The organism is Akkermansia sp. NBRC 115031 (assembly GCF_030268505.1).
GTDB lineage: Bacteria > Verrucomicrobiota > Verrucomicrobiia > Verrucomicrobiales > Akkermansiaceae > Akkermansia > Akkermansia massiliensis.
The window spans coordinates 192,576-211,041 of record NZ_BSQU01000005.1; the positions used below are offsets into that span (position 1 = coordinate 192,576).

16 protein-coding genes are annotated in these 18,466 nt (G+C 53.7%); 8 read left to right on the top strand and 8 right to left on the bottom strand.

Annotation, left to right across the window (positions count from 1 at the left end; translation table 11 throughout):
* Window positions 1-16 precede the first annotated feature (16 nt).
* Window positions 17-1,027, bottom strand: a complete 1,011-nt coding sequence (locus QSJ36_RS08440; RefSeq protein ID WP_285468188.1) for a hypothetical protein — start codon at window positions 1,025-1,027, stop codon at window positions 17-19.
* A 100-nt stretch (window positions 1,028-1,127) separates the two neighbouring features.
* On the opposite strand from QSJ36_RS08440, the gene QSJ36_RS08445 reads away from it, so the two are divergent.
* The gene (locus QSJ36_RS08445) at window positions 1,128-2,045 is read left to right on the top strand and encodes an IS1595 family transposase (RefSeq protein ID WP_285468189.1); all 918 of its coding nucleotides are present in this window, start codon (window positions 1,128-1,130) and stop codon (window positions 2,043-2,045) included.
* A gap of 105 nt (window positions 2,046-2,150) precedes the next feature.
* Here the strand turns inward: QSJ36_RS08445 and QSJ36_RS08450 are convergent, their stop codons facing one another.
* A complete protein-coding gene (locus tag QSJ36_RS08450) occupies window positions 2,151-2,894 on the bottom strand; it encodes an outer membrane beta-barrel protein (RefSeq protein WP_285468191.1) in 744 nt (247 codons plus the stop codon).
* A 174-nt stretch (window positions 2,895-3,068) separates the two neighbouring features.
* On the opposite strand from QSJ36_RS08450, the gene QSJ36_RS08455 reads away from it, so the two are divergent.
* Window positions 3,069-3,416: a hypothetical protein gene (locus QSJ36_RS08455; RefSeq protein WP_285468192.1), complete on the top strand. Its 348-nt coding sequence runs from the start codon at window positions 3,069-3,071 to the stop codon at window positions 3,414-3,416.
* 230 nt (window positions 3,417-3,646) lie between these two features.
* Here QSJ36_RS08455 and QSJ36_RS08460 read toward each other — a convergent pair whose 3' ends face one another.
* Complete coding sequence (locus QSJ36_RS08460) at window positions 3,647-3,886, bottom strand: hypothetical protein (protein WP_285468194.1); 240 nt, start codon at window positions 3,884-3,886, stop codon at window positions 3,647-3,649.
* A gap of 16 nt (window positions 3,887-3,902) precedes the next feature.
* Complete coding sequence (locus tag QSJ36_RS08465) at window positions 3,903-4,310, bottom strand: hypothetical protein (RefSeq protein ID WP_285468196.1); 408 nt, start codon at window positions 4,308-4,310, stop codon at window positions 3,903-3,905.
* A 430-nt stretch (window positions 4,311-4,740) separates the two neighbouring features.
* Between QSJ36_RS08465 and QSJ36_RS08470 the strand changes: the two genes are divergently transcribed.
* The gene (locus tag QSJ36_RS08470) at window positions 4,741-7,209 is read left to right on the top strand and encodes a hypothetical protein (RefSeq protein ID WP_285468198.1); all 2,469 of its coding nucleotides are present in this window, start codon (window positions 4,741-4,743) and stop codon (window positions 7,207-7,209) included.
* Window positions 7,210-7,222: 13 nt separating this feature from the next.
* Here QSJ36_RS08470 and QSJ36_RS08475 read toward each other — a convergent pair whose 3' ends face one another.
* Both QSJ36_RS08475 and QSJ36_RS08480 read right to left on the bottom strand, forming a co-directional pair.
* On the bottom strand, window positions 7,223-7,504 hold the full coding sequence (locus tag QSJ36_RS08475) for a KH domain-containing protein (RefSeq protein ID WP_102711411.1): 282 nt from the start codon (window positions 7,502-7,504) through the stop codon (window positions 7,223-7,225).
* A 320-nt stretch (window positions 7,505-7,824) separates the two neighbouring features.
* Entirely contained in the window at window positions 7,825-9,009 is a 1,185-nt protein-coding gene (locus QSJ36_RS08480; protein ID WP_022397115.1) for a class I SAM-dependent rRNA methyltransferase, read from the bottom strand.
* Window positions 9,010-9,689: 680 nt separating this feature from the next.
* Here QSJ36_RS08480 and nagB point away from each other — a divergent pair.
* The 3 genes from nagB (at window position 9,690) to QSJ36_RS08495 (ending at window position 12,476) form a co-directional block, all read left to right on the top strand.
* Window positions 9,690-10,433, top strand: a complete 744-nt coding sequence (nagB, locus tag QSJ36_RS08485; protein WP_022397114.1) for a glucosamine-6-phosphate deaminase — start codon at window positions 9,690-9,692, stop codon at window positions 10,431-10,433.
* A 603-nt stretch (window positions 10,434-11,036) separates the two neighbouring features.
* Complete coding sequence (locus tag QSJ36_RS08490) at window positions 11,037-11,729, top strand: type 1 glutamine amidotransferase domain-containing protein (RefSeq protein WP_022397112.1); 693 nt, start codon at window positions 11,037-11,039, stop codon at window positions 11,727-11,729.
* Window positions 11,730-11,747: 18 nt separating this feature from the next.
* Window positions 11,748-12,476: a nitroreductase family protein gene (locus tag QSJ36_RS08495; RefSeq protein ID WP_285468204.1), complete on the top strand. Its 729-nt coding sequence runs from the start codon at window positions 11,748-11,750 to the stop codon at window positions 12,474-12,476.
* A 119-nt stretch (window positions 12,477-12,595) separates the two neighbouring features.
* On the opposite strand, the gene QSJ36_RS08500 is transcribed toward QSJ36_RS08495, so the two are convergent.
* Complete coding sequence (locus QSJ36_RS08500) at window positions 12,596-13,324, bottom strand: TlyA family RNA methyltransferase (protein WP_215442682.1); 729 nt, start codon at window positions 13,322-13,324, stop codon at window positions 12,596-12,598.
* A gap of 161 nt (window positions 13,325-13,485) precedes the next feature.
* On the opposite strand from QSJ36_RS08500, the gene QSJ36_RS08505 reads away from it, so the two are divergent.
* A complete protein-coding gene (locus QSJ36_RS08505) occupies window positions 13,486-14,049 on the top strand; it encodes a DUF2062 domain-containing protein (RefSeq protein WP_285468207.1) in 564 nt (187 codons plus the stop codon).
* Between the two features lie 72 nt (window positions 14,050-14,121).
* Here QSJ36_RS08505 and QSJ36_RS08510 read toward each other — a convergent pair whose 3' ends face one another.
* Window positions 14,122-14,820: a pirin family protein gene (locus tag QSJ36_RS08510; RefSeq protein WP_022397108.1), complete on the bottom strand. Its 699-nt coding sequence runs from the start codon at window positions 14,818-14,820 to the stop codon at window positions 14,122-14,124.
* Window positions 14,821-15,028: 208 nt separating this feature from the next.
* On the opposite strand from QSJ36_RS08510, the gene QSJ36_RS08515 reads away from it, so the two are divergent.
* On the top strand, window positions 15,029-18,190 hold the full coding sequence (locus QSJ36_RS08515) for an AsmA-like C-terminal region-containing protein (RefSeq protein ID WP_285468210.1): 3,162 nt from the start codon (window positions 15,029-15,031) through the stop codon (window positions 18,188-18,190).
* Window positions 18,191-18,466 lie beyond the last annotated feature (276 nt).

The window sequence follows — 18,466 nt, forward strand, 5'->3', positions numbered from 1 at the left end:
TATTTTCATAGTAACTCTAACCGTCGTTGCTGTTTCTTTCAAAGGTAACGTTAAATTTTTTGATGATCGTTTTTGTTGCTATCTCTTTCAAGAAAGCCTCAATGTAAAATTCCTGATTTGTCGTACCGAGCTGGAACAAATCTTTCTTTTGGTCTTTCAAATAGACATGAGCATTACATACCCACCAAAATTCTTGAGGATTTTCGTTGGTTTTCCTAATAGTGTCGAGAACAACGATGGTATCCTCCAATTCACTGACACAATCATAAAACGTGTTTTTATCTTGTATTCTAGCGATTTTTCCCGCTCCATTTCCGGTATGGTTGGAAGCCAGAGCAGGTTTGGGCTTGCCATTGTCTTTTCCTTTCCACTGAAGTCCTCCGTCTTTTTCAATAACATTAATATTCTTAAAACTTACATCCGTAGGCGACAAGGTTACCTCAATGAATCCAATGACCCCGTGTCTGCCTGCCGGAATTTTGTAATCGCTGACATTAATGGATTGACCGTCGGAGCCTTCGAATGTGCCTGTGTATTTTTTCCCTTCTATTTTGTTAGGAACTTTTATATTAATCGTTATTGCTGTCTGAAGTCCTTCACTTGTTTCCGCTTTGATTTTAGCAGTTGTGTCTTTTTTTAAATCATTCTTTGCAATTAAGGAAATTTTTAAGTTTCCTGTAAATTGGTCTAAATTGGTTTTTTTGAATCCATCTCCTTCAATGTTCCATTTAAGTTCTTTAATGGAGCCTTTCTGTTTGCCGACAAGCAGAAAAGTGATTTCTTCTCCAATTCCAATGTTTATCCTCTTTTTATCCTCATTTTTGTCTCCATTTCCACCCTTGATATAGTAATCTGCGGAGCAGAGTTTTGTCTGTGATTTGATTTTAAGGGAGCCTGAGGCTTCTTCCTCGGTTTCTTCTAAAGTGTCCTCTTCCTCTTCATCTGCCCATAGAATACAGGAACTGAATAGTACCGCCAGGATAAGAACCAGCAGACGGGAGAGCGATGAAGGCAGGAAAAGTGGCATTATATAGAAAACAGTTAATTATTTTCGGAACTATATACTTTAGTCTTGCAATCCCTCCATAATCCATTACACTACTCCTAGAAAAAGAAAGGAGTAGAACATGACGTACCGCGAATTCATTGAAAAATTCCCTGATGATGAGAGCGTGGCAAAATATCTCATTGAAAAACGGTTTGAGGGGAAAATAGTTTGCCCGTTTTGTGGGAAAACAGAGAAGGTTTATCACGCTCACTATAATTGCCGCAATGCCTATTGCAACAACTGTAAGATGGAATTCTCTATTTTCAAGGGAACCATTTTTGAAGAAACAAGAATGCCTTTAAGGCATTGGCTGTATGCTATCAATATGGTTTGTTTGTCTAAAAAAGGGATTTCAGCCATGCAATTGAAAAGGGAGTTAGGTGTTTCCTATAAAACCGCTTGGAGGATGATGCACAAGATTAGAGGGGCAATGGCAAAAAGGGAGGTAGGAGAAACCTTTGAGGCGATTGTTGAGATTGACGAAACCTATGTTGGAGGAAAACCCCGGAAGAAAAATGAACATGGGGATGATGACGATTTGCCGAAAAATCCTAGAGGAAGAGGAACGGCCAAAGTTCCTGTTATTGGAGTCAAAGAAAGGGGAACTGGGAAAGTTCATGCCGTCGTTGCCAATAGGAATGAAGAGGGGAAACAATTAACGGGCAAACAATTATTCAATGTCCTTAGTAAGGTTTGCAAACCTAATACCAAAGTCATGACTGACCAGTTCAAGGGCTACAATATTCTGAACTATCCTAACAATAAGAATCTTACCCGCATCATGATTGACCATAACGTTATGTTCAGCGCGGGCAATGGGGTTCATACCAATGGGATTGAAAGCTTCTGGGCTTTATTGAAAAGAGGGATTCATGGAATATTTCATCATGTCTCCCTTAAACACCTACAGAAATATGTGGATGAATTCTGTTTCAGGCAATGTTATAGGAACGAAAATGAGGCCTTTGAGGTTTTGATGGGGTTGTGCTGGAAATGAAAAGCCGCCACCCTGCAAACAAGGTGACGGCCTAAGTCATGCAAATCAAAGAATCGCCCCCTTCCCCGAAAGGAAGGAGGCCAGTTAATTCACCGCCGAAGGGGGTTAAAAGGTCCAGCTAATGCCAGCTTGGATGACATGGTAAGGGTCAGTATCGTGGAATTTGAGAAGTTCGTACCCTAAAATCAAATCTGTTGTATTGCCAATGGCAAAACGGAAGCCAGCCGTAAGAGAAAAGGTAAAATCAGCATTGTATTCTGAAGCACTAATTCTCTTACGCTCAATTCGATAAGAGGAATTATGCCAAACTTTTCTATCAAGCGTTGCTGTTGCTCTCCATGTATTAAAGGTGATGCCAATCTTGCCTCCTAAGTAGAAATACGCTTTCTCCTGAACCAGAGGAAGATTCAATGTATAACCTCCCAATAGAGGAATGGAAGTCTTCAATTTGCCTTTCAAATCGACATTTGCAATATTTTTATCATCAAGGAATTGTTGAATTTGAGCATCCGAATATCCCAATTCGCGGCCAATATCAAAGGCACTAAAGTGCTTGTTTCCAGAAGACATAAGCCCCGTTGTCAAAGACAATTCGTGAACGATATCCCCTGTTTCAGTATAGGAATTTAGGCTGAGCAGACCGCCGCCAAGATTGGGCATGTCACTATCTCCCGCAATCCCATAAACACCCTTGATACTCATTCCAAAGGTAGAATCGTATTTCTGAGTATAGGATGGGGAACTGTAAGAACTGCCTGCTCTATAATAGTTCCAAGGGTCAGACGCTTGGACTGAAAAAGCACAGGATAATAGACCTAATGCACACGTTATAAATAAGTTTTTCTTCATGGTCGTTTATGGGTTGAAGTCATAATGAAGTCACGCTTGCCAACAAAGATTCCCTCTTGAGGGTCTCAATTGCGAATCGCAATAATCATCATATGCGAGTTATTAACATAACAAATGCGAATAACACAAGCTCTTTCTTTCTATGAACTGGGTTCTATCAGATAATCAAACCGCATGTTTACGAGCAATTCCAAGCCTGAACCGGACTATGTGGACACTAAAAAATTAGGCCAATGGCTCAACGAACATTCCATTAGCCGCGCTGAAATAGCTAAAGCCCTTGGAGTCCAAACCACCGTGGTTCACAACTGGTTTGCCCGTCAAAGAATCCCTAAAAACGTGCAAGGCTCATTGCGTCATCTAATGAGTGCCGATTATCCTTCGGAACTGGAATCTCAAATCGCCGTTCGAATGAAAAATTCTACCCTGAACGAGGTAGTCAAGAGGGCTGTCAAGGAAGGATTGTCCGTGGAGGAATGGATTTTGAGGGCGGTGGGAGAGAAATTGAGCAATAATTCTTAAAATCCAAAAAATATCCATCATTTTTTATTGACAGGAAGATTTGTTCTGTGGTAATGAGGGATATATGAACAATATATTCGAAGTAAGAGAGGGCCTTTATATCAATTTCAACCAGGTCGTCGCAATTGATTTTTCTTATAATAAAAGCGGTAATATTGAGTCAGCTTTTGTTTATTATGCTGCCCCTATCAGAAACGGTAATTATGCTGAATATTTAGAAAAAGAAGAGGCTATTGAACTCCAAGGTTTTTTATCCGAATATAACCAAAGAAATTCTTAGATTCTGAGGCAACTTTATACTTTGCTGGGCGTCCTACCCCAGCACTAAAGAATACTTTCCCATTTTCAATAGGGACGAATTCTTCAAGTTCGTCATTGATTAGAATTGAAATGCTTTTCTCTTTTTCGAAAAGCTCGACTATGCTTTTATCTAATTCACAAAACTTTTTCATAGTATAAATCTTCTTCAAAAGGATTTACACTAAATTAGATTCCAAGTTCATCTTGGCATATTTTAGTAAGAGGTTGTATTTCTTCTGGACTTATAGCTTCTTTCTCGCATCTTTCTCCTAACTCTCTAAACGTTTTATCAAAATTTGGACTGCAAAATATGCATCTTTGACTTTGTAACTCATTTAGTTCATTAATTAAAATGCAAATTCTTCGGGTAGATTCTTCTGGACTTATTTTAGATAAATTTCTTTTATAACCAGCATAGTTAATCATCCAACGTATCATTGTTGAGTATATTTCTTCCTTTTTCCTTTTGAAATATTTTTTCTCTTCTCGTTTAAATCTCAATTTATCTTGCCACCAAAGGCCAAATATTGTAATAAAAGACCCCAAAGCGACTCCTGCAATACTGAATAGAGATGCTAAAACTGTATCTGACATATCTTGTATGATAATCGCAGGAATGGGAATGACAATTCTGATTCTTTAGTGGTTCCCAGATTTTTTCTTTACTAAAGAAGAGGGAGAAGAATTTTCTTTGAATATCTAACAAAAAGCTCCTTCTTTGAAAGGAGCTTTTTTCGTGCCTACTCCTACGAAGTAGGAGAGGGTAACAAGACTAAAAGGGATAATTCCGATTATTTTTATAGGTATATGCGACCTAAAATATGATTACTTGTCAAGTTTTTTTTGGAAATTTTAATGAGTGTTTCCGGTTAAAAACTTGATTCTAATAGGTGATATTAGCCTGTTCCGGGTATAGTTCGGTCAAATGGATTAAAACAGACAGTATATGAAATGGTCGGTTTTCTGCATCACCTTTCAGGCGTGTTGACGGCTTTTCCTCCTCCCTGCTTTGGTGGGGAGGAATATGGCAAAACAAGTATTACAGCGGCTCAGTTTCACCGCCGGGGAACTGACCCCGTGGCTGGCCGGGCGCGCCGACCTGGACCCTGTGTCCCGCGGCGCGTCCCGGCTGAGGAATTTCCTGGTCAGCCCCTTCGGCGGACTCCGGCGCAGGCCGGGAACGCGCCTGGTTGCCCGCGCTGGGTGCACGGAGGGGGGCGTGAGGCTGGTTTCCTTCAAGTACTCCACGGGGGTGCAGTTCATGCTGGAAGTGGGGCGCGGCTACATCCGGTATTTCAAGGACGGCGCGCCCCTGCCGGATGCGGAGGGCGGCGTGCTGGAAACGCCTACCCCGTGGAAGACGGACGAGCAGGTGGGGAACCTCCGGATGCAGCAGCTGAATGATGTGATTTACTGCGTGGAGCCGTCCACGCCGCCCATGACGCTGGCCCGCCATGCGGACGATGACTGGAGGCTGGAGGCGCTGGAGTTTTCCGGCATGCCCTATGAAAGCTCCCTGTTCAATGCCGTGAGGCTGGAATGCCGCATGGTGCGGGACGGCAGCGCCAACAGGCTGCTGGCCACGGCGGACGATGATGTGTTCACGCCGGAAATGGAGGGAAGGGAATTTCTGCGCGTCACCAGGAAGTACGGAGAGGCTGTTGTGGAGGGAACGCAGATGCCCTTTTACCATCTGACGACCCTGGACCGGGACCTCTACAAGGGGGAGACTTTTTCCATGGACCGGGAGGACGGCTGGCGGCAGGCCTATACCTGCATCCGTGATTTCAGCCGGAAAAACGACTACCAGCCCGGAGTGAACCGCCCGGAGCGGTACACGGCCTTTTTTGAAAAAGGTTCCGATGCCAGCGCGCGCGTTTACGTCAGCGGCGCGTGGACGCTGGAAACGACGGGCACCTGGGATGCGGAGTGGGATATCTGCCGGGGGTATCCGGACGGCTCCAACTACCTTCCCAACCAGCCGGAGCTGGTGTGGCATTCCGTGAAGAGCTTCCAGCAGCGGGACGGGTTCCGGAACAACTTCACCCTGAGCGGCAATGAAGAGGAAATGTCCTACTATAAAATCCGCCTGATGGCGTACAGGAACGGCGTTTCCACGGGAACGCCCGTGTTCCGGGCCGCCGCCGGCTCCTTCAACCATGAAATGGTAGTGGAGGAATATGTTTCCCCCCGCAGCGCCTACCTCGCGAACGCCCTTCACCTGTCCTATTACGTGCTGGGCGACTGCGAGACCAATGACTGGTCATTCGGCGCGTTCGGCGTCCGGAACGGTTATCCGTGCACGGTGGAGTTCCACCAGGGGCGGCTGTGGTTCGGGGGTACGCCGGGGCAGCCGCAGACGCTGTGGGCCAGCAGGGTGGATGATTTTTCCGCGTTCACTCCCGGCATTCCGTCGGATTCTCCCATGATTCTGACGATGGCGGCCTCCCAGCAGAACCGCATCTCCTGGATTGCCTCCCTCCGGGGGCTGATGATCGGCACCAGCGAGGGAGAGTGGCGCTTGTCCGCCTCCAACTCGGAAGGGCTGAATGCGTCCAATGCCGGGTTTGAGCGCCATTCCGGGGTGGGGTCCGCCTCTCTGGACGCCCTGACGGTGGAAAACAGCCTTCTGTTCGTGCAGCAGGGAGGGATGAAGGTCCGGGAATTGTTCTATTCCCTGGAGGCGGACGGCTACCAGACGCGGGACGTCAGCCTGCTGTCCGACCACCTGCTGGCGGCGGGGATTGTGGACTGGACGGTGCAGAGGAGCACGGCGTTCCACGTCTGGTGCGTGCTGGGGGACGGCAGCGCCGTGTGCATGACGCTGAACAGGGAGCAGAACGTGGCGGCGTGGCACGCCCACCGCCTGGAGCATGGACGCATCCTGTCCGTGGCGTCCCTGCGCGGCTCCTATGGCACGCCGGATGAAGAGGTGTGGTTTGCCGTGGCGCGCGGGGAAGGGGAGCGGGCCTGCATCACGGTGGAACGCCTGGCGGACGGCAACGTCTGCCTGGATGCCTGCACGGAGGCCGTGGTGCAGGGAGAGAAGATGGCCGGCCTGGGCCATCTGGCGGGGTGCGGCGCCCTCCTGCTGGACGGGGAGGGAGCCTGCCTGCCCATCAGCGTGGATGGGGAGGGGAATGCCGCCTGTCCCGGCAGGCTGGACGGAGAAACCGTGACCGTAGGGCTGGCCGCTCCGGCGGAGGTGAGGACGATGCCCCTGGAGACGCTTGAGACGCTGGGCAGGTTTAAAAAGCAGCTTGGCGCGCGGGCGCTCCTTCATGAAAGCACCCTGAAATTCCGTTACGGAACGGGCCATCCGGATGCGTGGAGGGATTTCCAGCCCGGCAGGTACGGCGTGGCGGAGCCTTATTCCGGCTACGTGCGGATGATCCACAACTACGGCATGGATGAACAGTCCTGCTTCGCCCTCCGTGTGGAGACGCCGGACCAGTTCAATCTGCTGGCCCTGGTGCTGGATGTGGAATTATAGGGCGCGGGAGCGCTTACGGCTGTTCGGCCGCCTCCTCATGGGAAAGCATGTGCACGATGACCTTGAGGCCGTGCTTTTCCCCGGCCGCCTTCGCTAGGGAGCGGATGGCGGAGGCCGTCATTCCGTTGCGGCCGATGATGCGGGCCACGTCCGTCTTTTCCAGAATCAGGCGGAAGCGGACGGCGTCTCCCTGCGGAGATTCCGCAACGCGCAATTCCGCCTGTTCCGGATGTTGCACGAATTGCAGGGCGATCAATTGCAGGTACTGGCGGATTTGTTCTACGGCAGGATGCATGAAGGGAAATGTGGGTTATTTCCATTACCCTACTATAAAACCGCCTGATTGAAAAGATGCAATTCCAGACATTCCCTGAAAAAGAAAGTCGCCCCGGTCGTAAAACGACCGGGGCGCCCCAACTACCCTATGAAACTGGATCCGTTAAGATCCAGAGAGCTTTTTTAACGAGCGCTCACCTGCTCGAAACGCAATATAGGACAGGAAAAAGGGATAAGCAAGTATTTTTTCATTGAAACGATTGTTTTTATTCAGGAAAAACAACATCGTATTCTTTACAATATCAGGCCGGAAAGAAGGATATTGTTATAATAACAAAATCATCTGCCGGGAAGCAGTTCATAAGTGAAGCCCTTAAGGTATTCCGTTTCCGGAATGTTCAGTAAAATTGGATGATCCGGTCTTTGGCCGTGTTGCTGTATCAGGCGCAGGGTGGCGGGCGCATCGATGGCGGCGTCGAGAACGCTTTCCCGGAACAGGTCCGCCCCGGCGTGGTGGGAACAGCAGAAGGTGGAAAGAATGCCTCCCGGGGCCAGAAGCTTCATGGCGCGGAGGTGGATTTCCTTATACCCGCGCATGGCGTCATGCACGGACTTCTTGTTTCTGGTGAAGGAGGGCGGGTCCAGGATAATCAGGTCCCACTTGTGTTCCCCTCCGTCCCGGACGAGGGCCGCCTCCTTCTTCAGGAAGTCAAACGCGTTGTCCGTAACGCACTGGATGGAGACGCCGTTCAGCTTTGCGTTGCGCGCTACGGCGTCCATGGCGTCCTGGGATACGTCCACGGCCGTTACCTCCGCGGCTCCGGCAAGGGCGCAGGCCAGCGCAAAGCCGCCCTGGTTGCAGAAGCAGTCCAGCACGCGGCGTCCGCGGGCAAAGCGCGCCACGGCGGCGTAATTGTCAAGCTGGTCCAGGTACAGCCCTGTTTTCTGCCCCGTCTGGAGGTCAATCATGAATTGCACTCTGCCGCTGCTTGCGGCGAAGGGTTCCGGCTCCTGCCCGCGCGCCACCCGGACGGAAGGCTCAATGCCCTCCGCCGCCAGCATGGGGGAATCGTTCCTGACGATGATTCCCCTGGGGGAAAGCAGGTCTTCCAGAACGTTCAGGATAATGGGGAGGCGGCGCTCCATCGCGATGGTCAGCGTCTGGACGACCAGGTAATCCGCGTAACGGTCCACAATCAGGCCGGGGAGGCCGTCAGACTCGCTCCAGACGAGGCGCGTGAGCGTTTCCTCCGGCAGCCACTGGCGGCGCAGTTCCACCGCCTGGCTGATGCGCCTGGAAAAAAAGTCCCCGTCCAGTTCCTGCTTGCGGCGGGAAAAACGCCTGGCGACGATCTGGGAATGGGGGTTGAACATGGCGGATCCCAGGAAGCGGTCCTTGAAATCCTTCAGCGCCACGACGTCCCCCGGCTGGGGATTGCCGAAGACCTTGCGCACTTCCGTGCCGTAAACCCAGTCGTGCCCCTGAAAAATGCGTGCTCTTGGAGAAATAATCAAACCTGCCATGTCAGGAAAGGCAATACATGATCAGGGTGGAAAGTTCAAGGGTAATGCGGAGGGGTGGCGCAAGGGCCGCCGCTGCCGAAGGGAAGGGAATGTCTGTTAAAGGAGAAAAGCTTTTTTCTCTTCCCGTGCTGTTTATGCCCTTATGGGAAGTAAGAAATAAGCTCCCTGCCGTGCTCCGGATGATGGTTCGGGAGGGAAGGCCGGGAGAACCCGCCTGGTGGCTGGACGGAAAGCGAAGCATGCAACGCGAGGAACGGATGAATTTAAAAGATGAACGGCTCAACCCTACGCTTCCAGTTGGCCGTTTTCCATTTAAGCCGTGAACCTCCGCTGTCTCTCTTGATGGCCGCGCCCCGGGAACAAGGGCCTCCCGGCCCTCGTAAATCAAAACAAACCGGGTTTTCCTTCCTTGGCAGTCAGGAGCGCCGCAAACCTTTGCGGCAACTGAAGGGGAACTGGATGGTAGCGAAGTAATATTAAAAATGGCCTTTTCTGATTAAAGGGCGCGTCTTTCAGCCGAATATCCATCCGGCTGTGGCAGAGGCCTGCGGTCATTTTCCGCAGCGGGAAGGGTGAAGGCTTCCGTTCCCTGGAATTTTCCGCACAAGTGAACCAATGCGCATCATTCCGGGACTATTTCGGTTGAAAATGCCCGGAAACGAAGTAAAATGTGGCGCGTTATGAAAGTAGAAACTTTTGAAACTCCCCAGGATGCTGCCAAAGCTTTGGCAGGAGAAGTTGCGGAACTGATCCGCACGCGCGCCGCCGAAGGCAGGAACGTGGTTCTTGGCCTCGCCACGGGCGCCACTCCGCTGCCCTTTTATGCGGAGCTGGTCCGCCTGCACAAGGAAGAAGGCCTTTCCTTTGCCAACGTCATCTCCTTCAATCTGGACGAATACAGCGGCCTGGACCACGACCATCCGGAATCCTACTGGTACTTCATGCACACCAATCTCTTCAACCACATCGACATGAAGCCGGAGAACATCAACCTGCCCTCCGGCACGGTGAAGGGTGACGAGATTGCCGCCCACTGCGCCGCCTACGAACAGAAAATCAAGGACTGCGGCGGCATCGACCTCCAGATTCTCGGCATTGGCCGCACCGGCCACATCGGCTTCAACGAACCCGGCTCCGACGATACCACCATCACCCGCCAGGTGCATCTGGACGAACTGACCCGTTCCGACGCCGCCCCCGCTTTCGGCGGCATTGAAAACGTTCCCACCACCGCCATCACCATGGGCGTGGCCACCATCATGGGCGCCCGGGAAGTGGCTCTGATGGCCTGGGGCGAAAAGAAGGCTTCCATCGTGAAGAAGGCCGTTCAGGGGCCTGTGACGGTGGACGTGGCCGCCTCCTACCTGCAGAAGCACCCGAACGCCAAGTTCCTTCTGGACAAGGGCGCCGCTTCCCAGCTTTAATTATCCGTTCAACAACGAACACGCCGCTTTTCCCGGTTCCGTGGAAAGGCGGCGTTTTTGATGGAATGAAGGAAGGCGGAATCTTCTTTTTCCAGCGGGGATGGCGTGGGGGGAGCTCCGTATGTCCGGACCGTTGGTCCCGTGAAGGAAGATTTTGTGTCATTGAGGGGAGTGTGGAACAGCTGTGGCTGCTCCGGTGGACGCAGGCCGGCAGGTAATAAAGAAGGTCCGTTTTTCCCTTCCATGGCTGGTCCGGTGGGATGAAATGGGGGTGATATTTTTATTGTTTATTAAAAATGAATGAGTTTTAATGATGTGTGGGACGTGTTTTCCTGTTTCCGGATGCGGTTCCGGAGCCCGGAGGCAAACCCGGAGTTCCTGTCAGGGATTTCCTTTAAAAGGGGGATGGCGGATTGGCCGTTTAACCGGCTGCACCTTTTTATTAGGATGGAGTGGCGCATTGACAAGAGTTTCATTTTCCGTGCATGGTTGAAGGTGCCAATAGATGAAAAATAAATATATCCGGCAGTGTGTAATTAATATTTCATTCAGGAATTACAGATGATGGCCGGTTTTTATAGATAGAACAGGAAAAACAGAAATATGAAACAAATGAAGATACTGATGGTCGTAACCGGAACCGGGATGTTTCCCGACGGAAAACAGGAAACGGGATTGTGGCTCAGCGAGCTCACCCACATTTACGACAGAGCGAAAAAGCGGGGATATGACATCGTCATCGCAAGTCCGAAGGGAGGCGACACCCCCGTCGATCCCATGAGTCTGAAAACGATGTACATGGACAAACTGTCCAAAAGCTGCTGGGACGATTCGGAATTCCGGGATGTGCTGCGGCACACGAAAAGCCTGGATGAAGTTTCCGGTGAGATGTTCGACTGCATTTATTTGGCCGGAGGCCACGGCGCGATGTTCGATTTTACGGATAACGCCGTTCTGCAGGAACTCATCAAAAACCACTATGAAAATAATAAAATAGTTGGTGCTATTTGCCATGGCGTATGCGGATTGTTAAACGTGAAGCTTTCGGACGGACAATATCTGGTAAAAGATAAGAAAGTCACGGGATTCAGCTGGTTTGAGGAAGGTCTGGCCGGAAAGAAAAAGGAGGTGCCTTTCGATCTGGAATCCGCGCTGAAGGAACGGCGGGCGGATTACAAGAAGTCATTGATTCCGATGATGCCGGAAGTAGTGGCCGACGGAAATCTGATCACGGGCCAGGACCCGTTCAGTTCGGAAAAGATGGCTGAAACGGTCATGGGACGGTTTAATCAATAGCAGTTGGCGGTGAATGGCATGAATTTGGAAGAAGCCTTGAATTACCGCCGGGCCGTGCGGGTATTTGATAAAAATAAACCGCTGGACCCTGAAAAGATGAAACACTGCCTGGAATTGGCCTCCCTGGCTCCCAGCAGTTCCAACATGCAGTTGTGGGAATTCTTCCAAATCACCCGGCCTGAATTGATAGCCCGCGTTGCCGGGGCCTGCCTAGGCCAGCCGGCTGCCGCCACGGCTTCGGAAATAGTCGTTTTCGTGACGCGGCAGGACCTGTACCGGCAGCGGGCGCAATTCGTCCTCGAATTCGAGCGTGGAAACATCCGGCGGAACAGCCCGGAGGAACGCCAGGCCAAACGCATCAGGGACCGGGAATTATACTATGGAAAGCTGATGCCGTTCCTCTATGCGCGCTGCTGCGGTATTTTGGGGGCTTTCCGGGCTTTGCTGGCCAGGGGCATCGGCCTTTTCCGCCCCATGATGCGCGAAGTCTCGGAGTGCGATATGCGCGTCACGGTCAACAAATCCTGCGCCCTCGCCGCCCAGACGTTCATGATTGCCATGGCCGCTGAAGGATACGATACCTGCCCGCTGGAGGGATTTGACAGCAAGCGGATGAAAAAACTGCTGAAATTGCCTCATGGCGCCGGGATCAATATGGTAGTCCCCTGCGGCATACGGGACAGAGAGAAAGGTATCTGGGGCGAGCGGTACAGAGTCCCGTTCGATGAGGTGTACCATAGGCTCTGACCCGCCGGGGAAGGAAAGTTCCGCTCCGCCGGCAGCGTGCGGCGTCAGCGGGGAGCGGGAGAGGACCGCCTGCGCTGCGTTCCTGGGGCGCGGCATGCCTCACAGGAAAAGGGTTCCGGCTACTTGAGCCACGCCAGGAATTCATGGTTCCCGTCGGTTCCGGTGATGGGGGAGGGCTCGCAGCCCATCCAGGAGCGGTTTAGTTCTTCCGTGACGAAGGCGCGTATGGAGTCCACCGCCCGCTGGTGCAGGGCCGGGTCCCGGACGATGCCGCCGGGGCCGATGTCTTCCGGCTGGAGTTCAAACTGGGGTTTGATGAGTACCAGGGCGTCCCCTCCGTCCTTAAGCAGGGGGAAGGCCGCGGGCAGGATTTTTTTCAGAGAAATGAAAGAGACGTCGGAGACGATCAGGTCCACCTGTTCTCCGATGTCTTCCGGAGTCATGTAGCGGGCGTTGAATTTCTCCTTCACGACGACGCGGGGATCCTGCCGCAGTTTCCAGACGAGCTGGTTGGTGCCGACGTCGATCGCGTGCACTTTGACGGCGCCGTGCTGGAGCAGGCAGTCCGTAAAGCCTCCGGTGGACGCGCCGATGTCCAGGCAGACCTTGCCTTCCGCGGAGACGGGGAAGGCGTTCAGGGCTCCCTCCATTTTCAGGCCGCCGCGGCTGACGTAGCGGGGGCGGTTCCGGATGGCTATTTCCGCGTCTTCACTGACCTTGAGGCCCGGTTTGGTGGAAGGGTGGCCACCCACGCTTACCTCTCCGGCAATGATAAGCCTCTGGGCCAGTTCCCGGGATTCTACGAGATTGCGGGAAACCAGAAGGACGTCGAGTCGTTGCTTGCTCATGATTCGGAAGGAAGGTGCGTACGCAGGTATTTCATGAAACCGCATGGGGAATCAAGAAAAACCGCGCGAAGAAAGGCATTTGGGGGCAAAAAGGAGGCATGGCGCGCGCTGGAACATTTTACGATTGATTCAGCCCGGATTTATAGGAGACTTTGCGGCGAATGGAACACCGCTACAGGCAATTGATGCGCAAGGTCAGGCTTTACCTGCTGACGGAGGTGCGTAAAAAATCGTGGGCCAGCAAATTCCTTTCCGCCAGGATTTTTGACCCCGTCTACTGGTCCTGGAACAGGCAGTCCGTAGCGACAGGCGCCGCCTGGGGGGCCGCCGCGGCGATTGCCCCGCTGCCCATGCAGAGCCTGTGGGGCGTTTTCGCCTGCCTGTGGCGCAAGGGGAATATCCCCGTAGCCATCCTGATGGCGTGGCTTTCCCCCCCCGGCTTCACCTTTTTCGCCATTCCCGCCCAGTGGTGGCTGGGGTGGTTCCTTTTTTCCCTTGTGGGGCTCCCCACGTCCGGAGCGAACTGGCAGATGCTGAAAACGGGAGTGCAGCAATGGTCCTGGGCCCCGTTTGACGGGTTGAGCATCGGCATGGTAAGCCTGGAGTTCCTGACGGGCTGGATTGTTTCCAGCGTGGTGCTGGGCTGCCTGTGCTACGGTCTGGTGCAGCTGGGGTGGGGGATAGGCCATTTTCTGCGCAGCAGAAGAAAGGCTGCCGGGGAATAACAAGAACCCTCCGGCCATTCAGGGCAGGCGGGTCCGGAAGCCGTTTGCGGCCATGGCACGGTGGCGGGAAGGTCAGACGGCCACTTCCATCAGAAGAACGGTTGAGTTCTGGATGGCTTCAATGGTGATGGAGTCCGTATCCGTTATTCCGGCTCCGTCCCGGCGGTGCAGCACCGTGTCTCCGATCTTGATTTCTCCGTCTATCACGAAGACGTACACCCCGGTGTTCTGGCACTTGAATTGATATTCCCGTTCCACGCCCCGGTCGAGTTCCGCCCAGGAGAACCAGGCCTGCTGCATGATGGAGATATCCGTTTCCGGAGCCAGGAAGGTGGAAATCTCATTGTGCTTCAGCAGGGGCTTGATGTCGTAGTCCCGGTATTTGGGGGGCGTGTTGACCCTGTCCGGAATGACCCATATTTGAAGGAATTCCAGGGGTTCCGTGGAACTGCCGTTGAATTCGCTGTGCTGGATGCCCGTTCCGGCGCTCATCACCTGGATTTCTCCGCGGGTGATGGTATGGCTGTTGTTCAGGCTGTCTCCGTGGCGGAGCTGTCCCTTCAGGGGAATGGAAATTACCTCCATGTTCTTGTGGGGGTGGGTGCCGAAGCCTTCTTCCGGGAGAACCGTGTCGTCGTTGAGTACGCGCAGGGCTCCGAACTGCATGCGGTCCGGATTGAAGTAATTGGCAAAACTGAACGTATGGTATGTATTCAGCCATCCGTGGTTGGCATGCCCACGGGAAGATGCACGGTCAATGATGATGTTCATGATTGATAGGGTTGGTATTGAAAGCGGATTCCCGCCTGTAGATGGTTTGACCGGATGGACCCCGGGGCTGTTCAAGGCGCATGACAGCATGTCCGTTGCCGTAAAATAAATCGGCAACACAAATTGATGGTGCAATGTCTCTTATTTTAAGGTAGCGTGTCGCGGTACCTGTGCAAACAAGACAAGGCGTATGGCTCATCGGACATTCATGAGATGGATCAAGGGATTGGTTCCTACGGTGATTATTTTGCTGGGCGCCTTGGTGCTTGGGTGCATCTGTTATGTCTCCATCTGGGGCGCTCCCTCCTTTGTCGTGCAGCGTGTGGAACAGGCTCTGATGGAAAAAGGCATTCCCGTCCACATAGAGACGCTGAAGATTTCCCTGTGGCCCCGCGCCGTGGTGACCTTGAAGAATGTGGAGCTGCTGGATCCTGGTGTTCCTCCGGAGGCGCGCCGCCCCGTGGCCCTGCTGCATGAGGCGGACGTGGCCCTGAACTGGAAGGAGCTGATAGACGGGCAGGTAGTGCCGGAACGGCTGAACGTGAAAGGGCTGGACGTCAATCTTCCCGTGGACGCGGAAAAGCCTGAAAGAGTTTTTTCCACCGCAGGGCTGAATGCGGAGCTGGACCTGGGGCGTCCCGGCATGGTGGACATCGTGAAGGCTGATGCCGTGGTGCAGGGTATCCGCGTGACTGCCCAGGGGGCGTTTTCCATCGGGCAGGGGGATTCCGGAGATTTTACGCTGACGGCTGAAGACATGGCCGCCGCCAGGGAGCAGTTGAACCAGGTGCTGAAATACCTGGACCGGGTGAAGTGGCCGGAGGCGTCTCCGCCCAGCCTGGCCGTCAATTTGAACGACGACCCGAAAGGGGGAGTGCGCGTGGGCATGGATTTGCAGGCTCCTTCCCTGAGGTACGGGAAAATCCGGGTCAGGGATTTCCTGTTCAGCGGGGATTACGCGGATTCCGTCATCATGGCCAAGCGCTTTACCATGAGGGATGCGGAAACGGCCGGCTTCGTCAATCTTTCCCTCCAGGCCGATTTGAAGAAACGTTCCCTGATCTGGGATGTCCGCAGCACGGCCCCCCTGGTGTCCTGGGCCGTAGCCATTGTTGATGAAGCCCTGGTGCCGCGGGAGATGAAGTTCCTGAGCGAGCCGCACGTGCAGGTGTCAGGCCGTGCGGTTTTCACGGAGAACTGGGAGGGCGTGGAGCATCTGAACGTCATGGGCTCCGGCTCCATGGGAGCTTTCTCCGTGCTGGGGGAAAAGTTCCAGAGGGCCTCCTGCGATTTCAGCTATGAGGACGGCAATTTTTATGTGACGGATTTGGACATACGGCACCCCGGCGGCGTTTTTTCCGGCAAGGTGATGGGCGTGGACGGAGAGATCAAGATAGACGTGCACAGCACGCTGCCCATGCATGCGATGCTGGACATGGCCCGGTCCATTGCTCCGGAAGACGTGAAGCTGCCGCTTACGCTGGAAATCAAGGGAGACCCTGAATTGAAAGTGTACGGCACCGTGGGAATGGGGAAGGGCTGGAAAGGGCCGTTCCGGGTGGACCGCCTCCAGATTGAGGCGGCCGTGACGGACGTCTCCTACCAGGGGGTGGAGTTCGCCTCCGCCGCCGCCAGGGGGGAATTGATCGGCCGCTCCATCAATGTCACCCAGTTGGACCTGGCGCGGGAGGACGGCCATGTGAAGCTGGAAGGCAGCTATCTGGGAACCGATCTTGTCTTCACGCTGGAATCTGATTTGAAGCCTGAATTGCTGGTAGCCCTGGCCGGGAATTTGGCGCCCATTCCCGAGAATTTGAAGTTGCCGGAAAAAGCCTCCCTGTGGGTGCACGGCAGGCTGGATATTCCGGAAGGCAAGCCTGTGGAGCCCACGCTGGTCCGGGCGCGCATCAATGCGGAAAACCTGGCCTGGAACAAGGTGCCCGTGAAGACGGCGAATGTGGAGGTGGAGTACCGCCCCAACCAGCTTTTTGTACAGAATTGCCGGATCGGGATGGAGAAGGGCGTTTTTGAGCTGTTCGCCAACGGTTTCCTAGACGGCCAGATGTTCGTGATGGGGCAGTCCACGGTTCCGCTGGAAACGATAGACCGGCTGCTGGGCATGAAGGATGACGACTTTTTTATGAGCCGCTTCGTCTTCCGCAAGGATTCCGGCCTGGAGCTTTCCTTCCAGGGGACGCTGGGCCTGTACAATCTGGAAAAGGCTTACGATTTGCAGGCCACTGTTTCCGCGACGAATACGCGGTACAAGGGCGTGGACCTGAAGTCCGCGCGGGCGGATGCCCATCTGGTGACGGACCAATTGGTGCTGACCAACGTGACGACGGTGGTTTCCAACGGGAATTACCTGTCTTCCGCCGGGTTGTCCGGCGGTCCCGCGGAGTGCACGCTCAAGGCCAAGAGCATAGATTTCCGCTTTGTCCAGGATACGGTGGAGGTTCTGGGCATGGAGGGGCAGGCCTACCCCGGTTATACCATGCGCATGTTTTCCGACAACGCCGCCAAGGTTTTGAAGGAGTTTGTCTTTACCCGGCCCGTGACGCTTTCCGGCGGAGGCATGTTCCCGATGGGGGACGACATGAAGCTGATGAAGGGGCGCATCCGCTTTGACGCCTCCGCGGGGCGCGTGCGCTATCCCTTGCTGGGAACTACGCTGGACCTTGGAAAGGCGAAAGGGGAAATTCTTATTTCCCCGCAGTGGGTGGTGGTGGACAAGATGAAGGGCACCATCTGGGACGGCTCCTTTACGGGCCGCGTGCTGGCGCAGATTGACGACGGGGACGCCCTGAACGGCTCCTTTGTCCTCCAGGACATGAACCTGACCTCCATCGGGAGATCCTACGGCAAGAAGATGGAGAAGGCCACCGTGCACGGGGCCATTGAATTTTCATCCAAGGGAGGCAATATGAACTCCATCCAGGCGAAGGGCGAGGCCGCCCTGGTGCATGGGGACCTGGTGGAAATCCCCCTCTTCGGCTTTTTGGGGGAAGCCCTCTCCAATTATATTCCGGGCCTGGGCCACCTGATCAATTACAAGATCACCAGGGCCGACTGCGATTTTTCCATTGAGAAGGGCTATATCCGCACCAGCAATTTCTCGGCCAAGGGCAGCAATATGTCCCTGGAAGGCGGCGGCTGGATACGCCTTGCCGACTTGCAGGTTAATTCTGATTTCAAGCTGGGGCTTCGCGGCCTGCCGGGGCTGATTACCTCTCCCGTCTTCCTGCTGGCGGGGGGATTGTTCCAGGTGCGCGGCACGGGGCCTTTGAGCAATGTTTCCTGGAGCTTTGCGCCGTTCTCCGGCGGAAAAGCCCCTGTTCCCCCCGCGGCGGCTCCCGCCCGGAGGAGGTAGAGAAGGGGAATGCCGGGTTTCCCGGAGAAAAGCGTCATGGAGCGCCGCATGCCCACGCGGCAACTGAACGGAAACGCGGCTGCAAGCCGCGCCCTTTTGTAGTCCCGTATTGGATTGATGTTTCCCGTCTTTAATGAACCGGTCCGCCAACGCTCATTGATAATCCGGTTGACACACAGCATGCAATGTTCCGTGACGCAGCAGGGCCGTTCCGGACAATGCCGGAACGGCCCTGCTGGCTTGGAGAGTGGAACGTCTCCGCTCCACTCTCAAACC

Coding starts and splice junctions, on each gene's coding strand:
- QSJ36_RS08515 (WP_285468210.1), top strand. CDS start 15,029: ATGAGATGGATCAAGGGATTGGTTCCTACGGTGATTATTTTGCTGGGC.
- QSJ36_RS08465 (WP_285468196.1), bottom strand. CDS start 4,310: ATGTCAGATACAGTTTTAGCATCTCTATTCAGTATTGCAGGAGTCGCT.
- QSJ36_RS08455 (WP_285468192.1), top strand. CDS start 3,069: ATGTTTACGAGCAATTCCAAGCCTGAACCGGACTATGTGGACACTAAA.
- QSJ36_RS08475 (WP_102711411.1), bottom strand. CDS start 7,504: ATGCATCCTGCCGTAGAACAAATCCGCCAGTACCTGCAATTGATCGCC.
- QSJ36_RS08440 (WP_285468188.1), bottom strand. CDS start 1,027: ATGCCACTTTTCCTGCCTTCATCGCTCTCCCGTCTGCTGGTTCTTATC.
- nagB (WP_022397114.1), top strand. CDS start 9,690: ATGAAAGTAGAAACTTTTGAAACTCCCCAGGATGCTGCCAAAGCTTTG.
- QSJ36_RS08500 (WP_215442682.1), bottom strand. CDS start 13,324: ATGAGCAAGCAACGACTCGACGTCCTTCTGGTTTCCCGCAATCTCGTA.
- QSJ36_RS08450 (WP_285468191.1), bottom strand. CDS start 2,894: ATGAAGAAAAACTTATTTATAACGTGTGCATTAGGTCTATTATCCTGT.
- QSJ36_RS08505 (WP_285468207.1), top strand. CDS start 13,486: ATGGAACACCGCTACAGGCAATTGATGCGCAAGGTCAGGCTTTACCTG.
- QSJ36_RS08490 (WP_022397112.1), top strand. CDS start 11,037: ATGAAACAAATGAAGATACTGATGGTCGTAACCGGAACCGGGATGTTT.
- QSJ36_RS08510 (WP_022397108.1), bottom strand. CDS start 14,820: ATGAACATCATCATTGACCGTGCATCTTCCCGTGGGCATGCCAACCAC.
- QSJ36_RS08480 (WP_022397115.1), bottom strand. CDS start 9,009: ATGGCAGGTTTGATTATTTCTCCAAGAGCACGCATTTTTCAGGGGCAC.
- QSJ36_RS08495 (WP_285468204.1), top strand. CDS start 11,748: ATGAATTTGGAAGAAGCCTTGAATTACCGCCGGGCCGTGCGGGTATTT.
- QSJ36_RS08470 (WP_285468198.1), top strand. CDS start 4,741: ATGGCAAAACAAGTATTACAGCGGCTCAGTTTCACCGCCGGGGAACTG.
- QSJ36_RS08445 (WP_285468189.1), top strand. CDS start 1,128: ATGACGTACCGCGAATTCATTGAAAAATTCCCTGATGATGAGAGCGTG.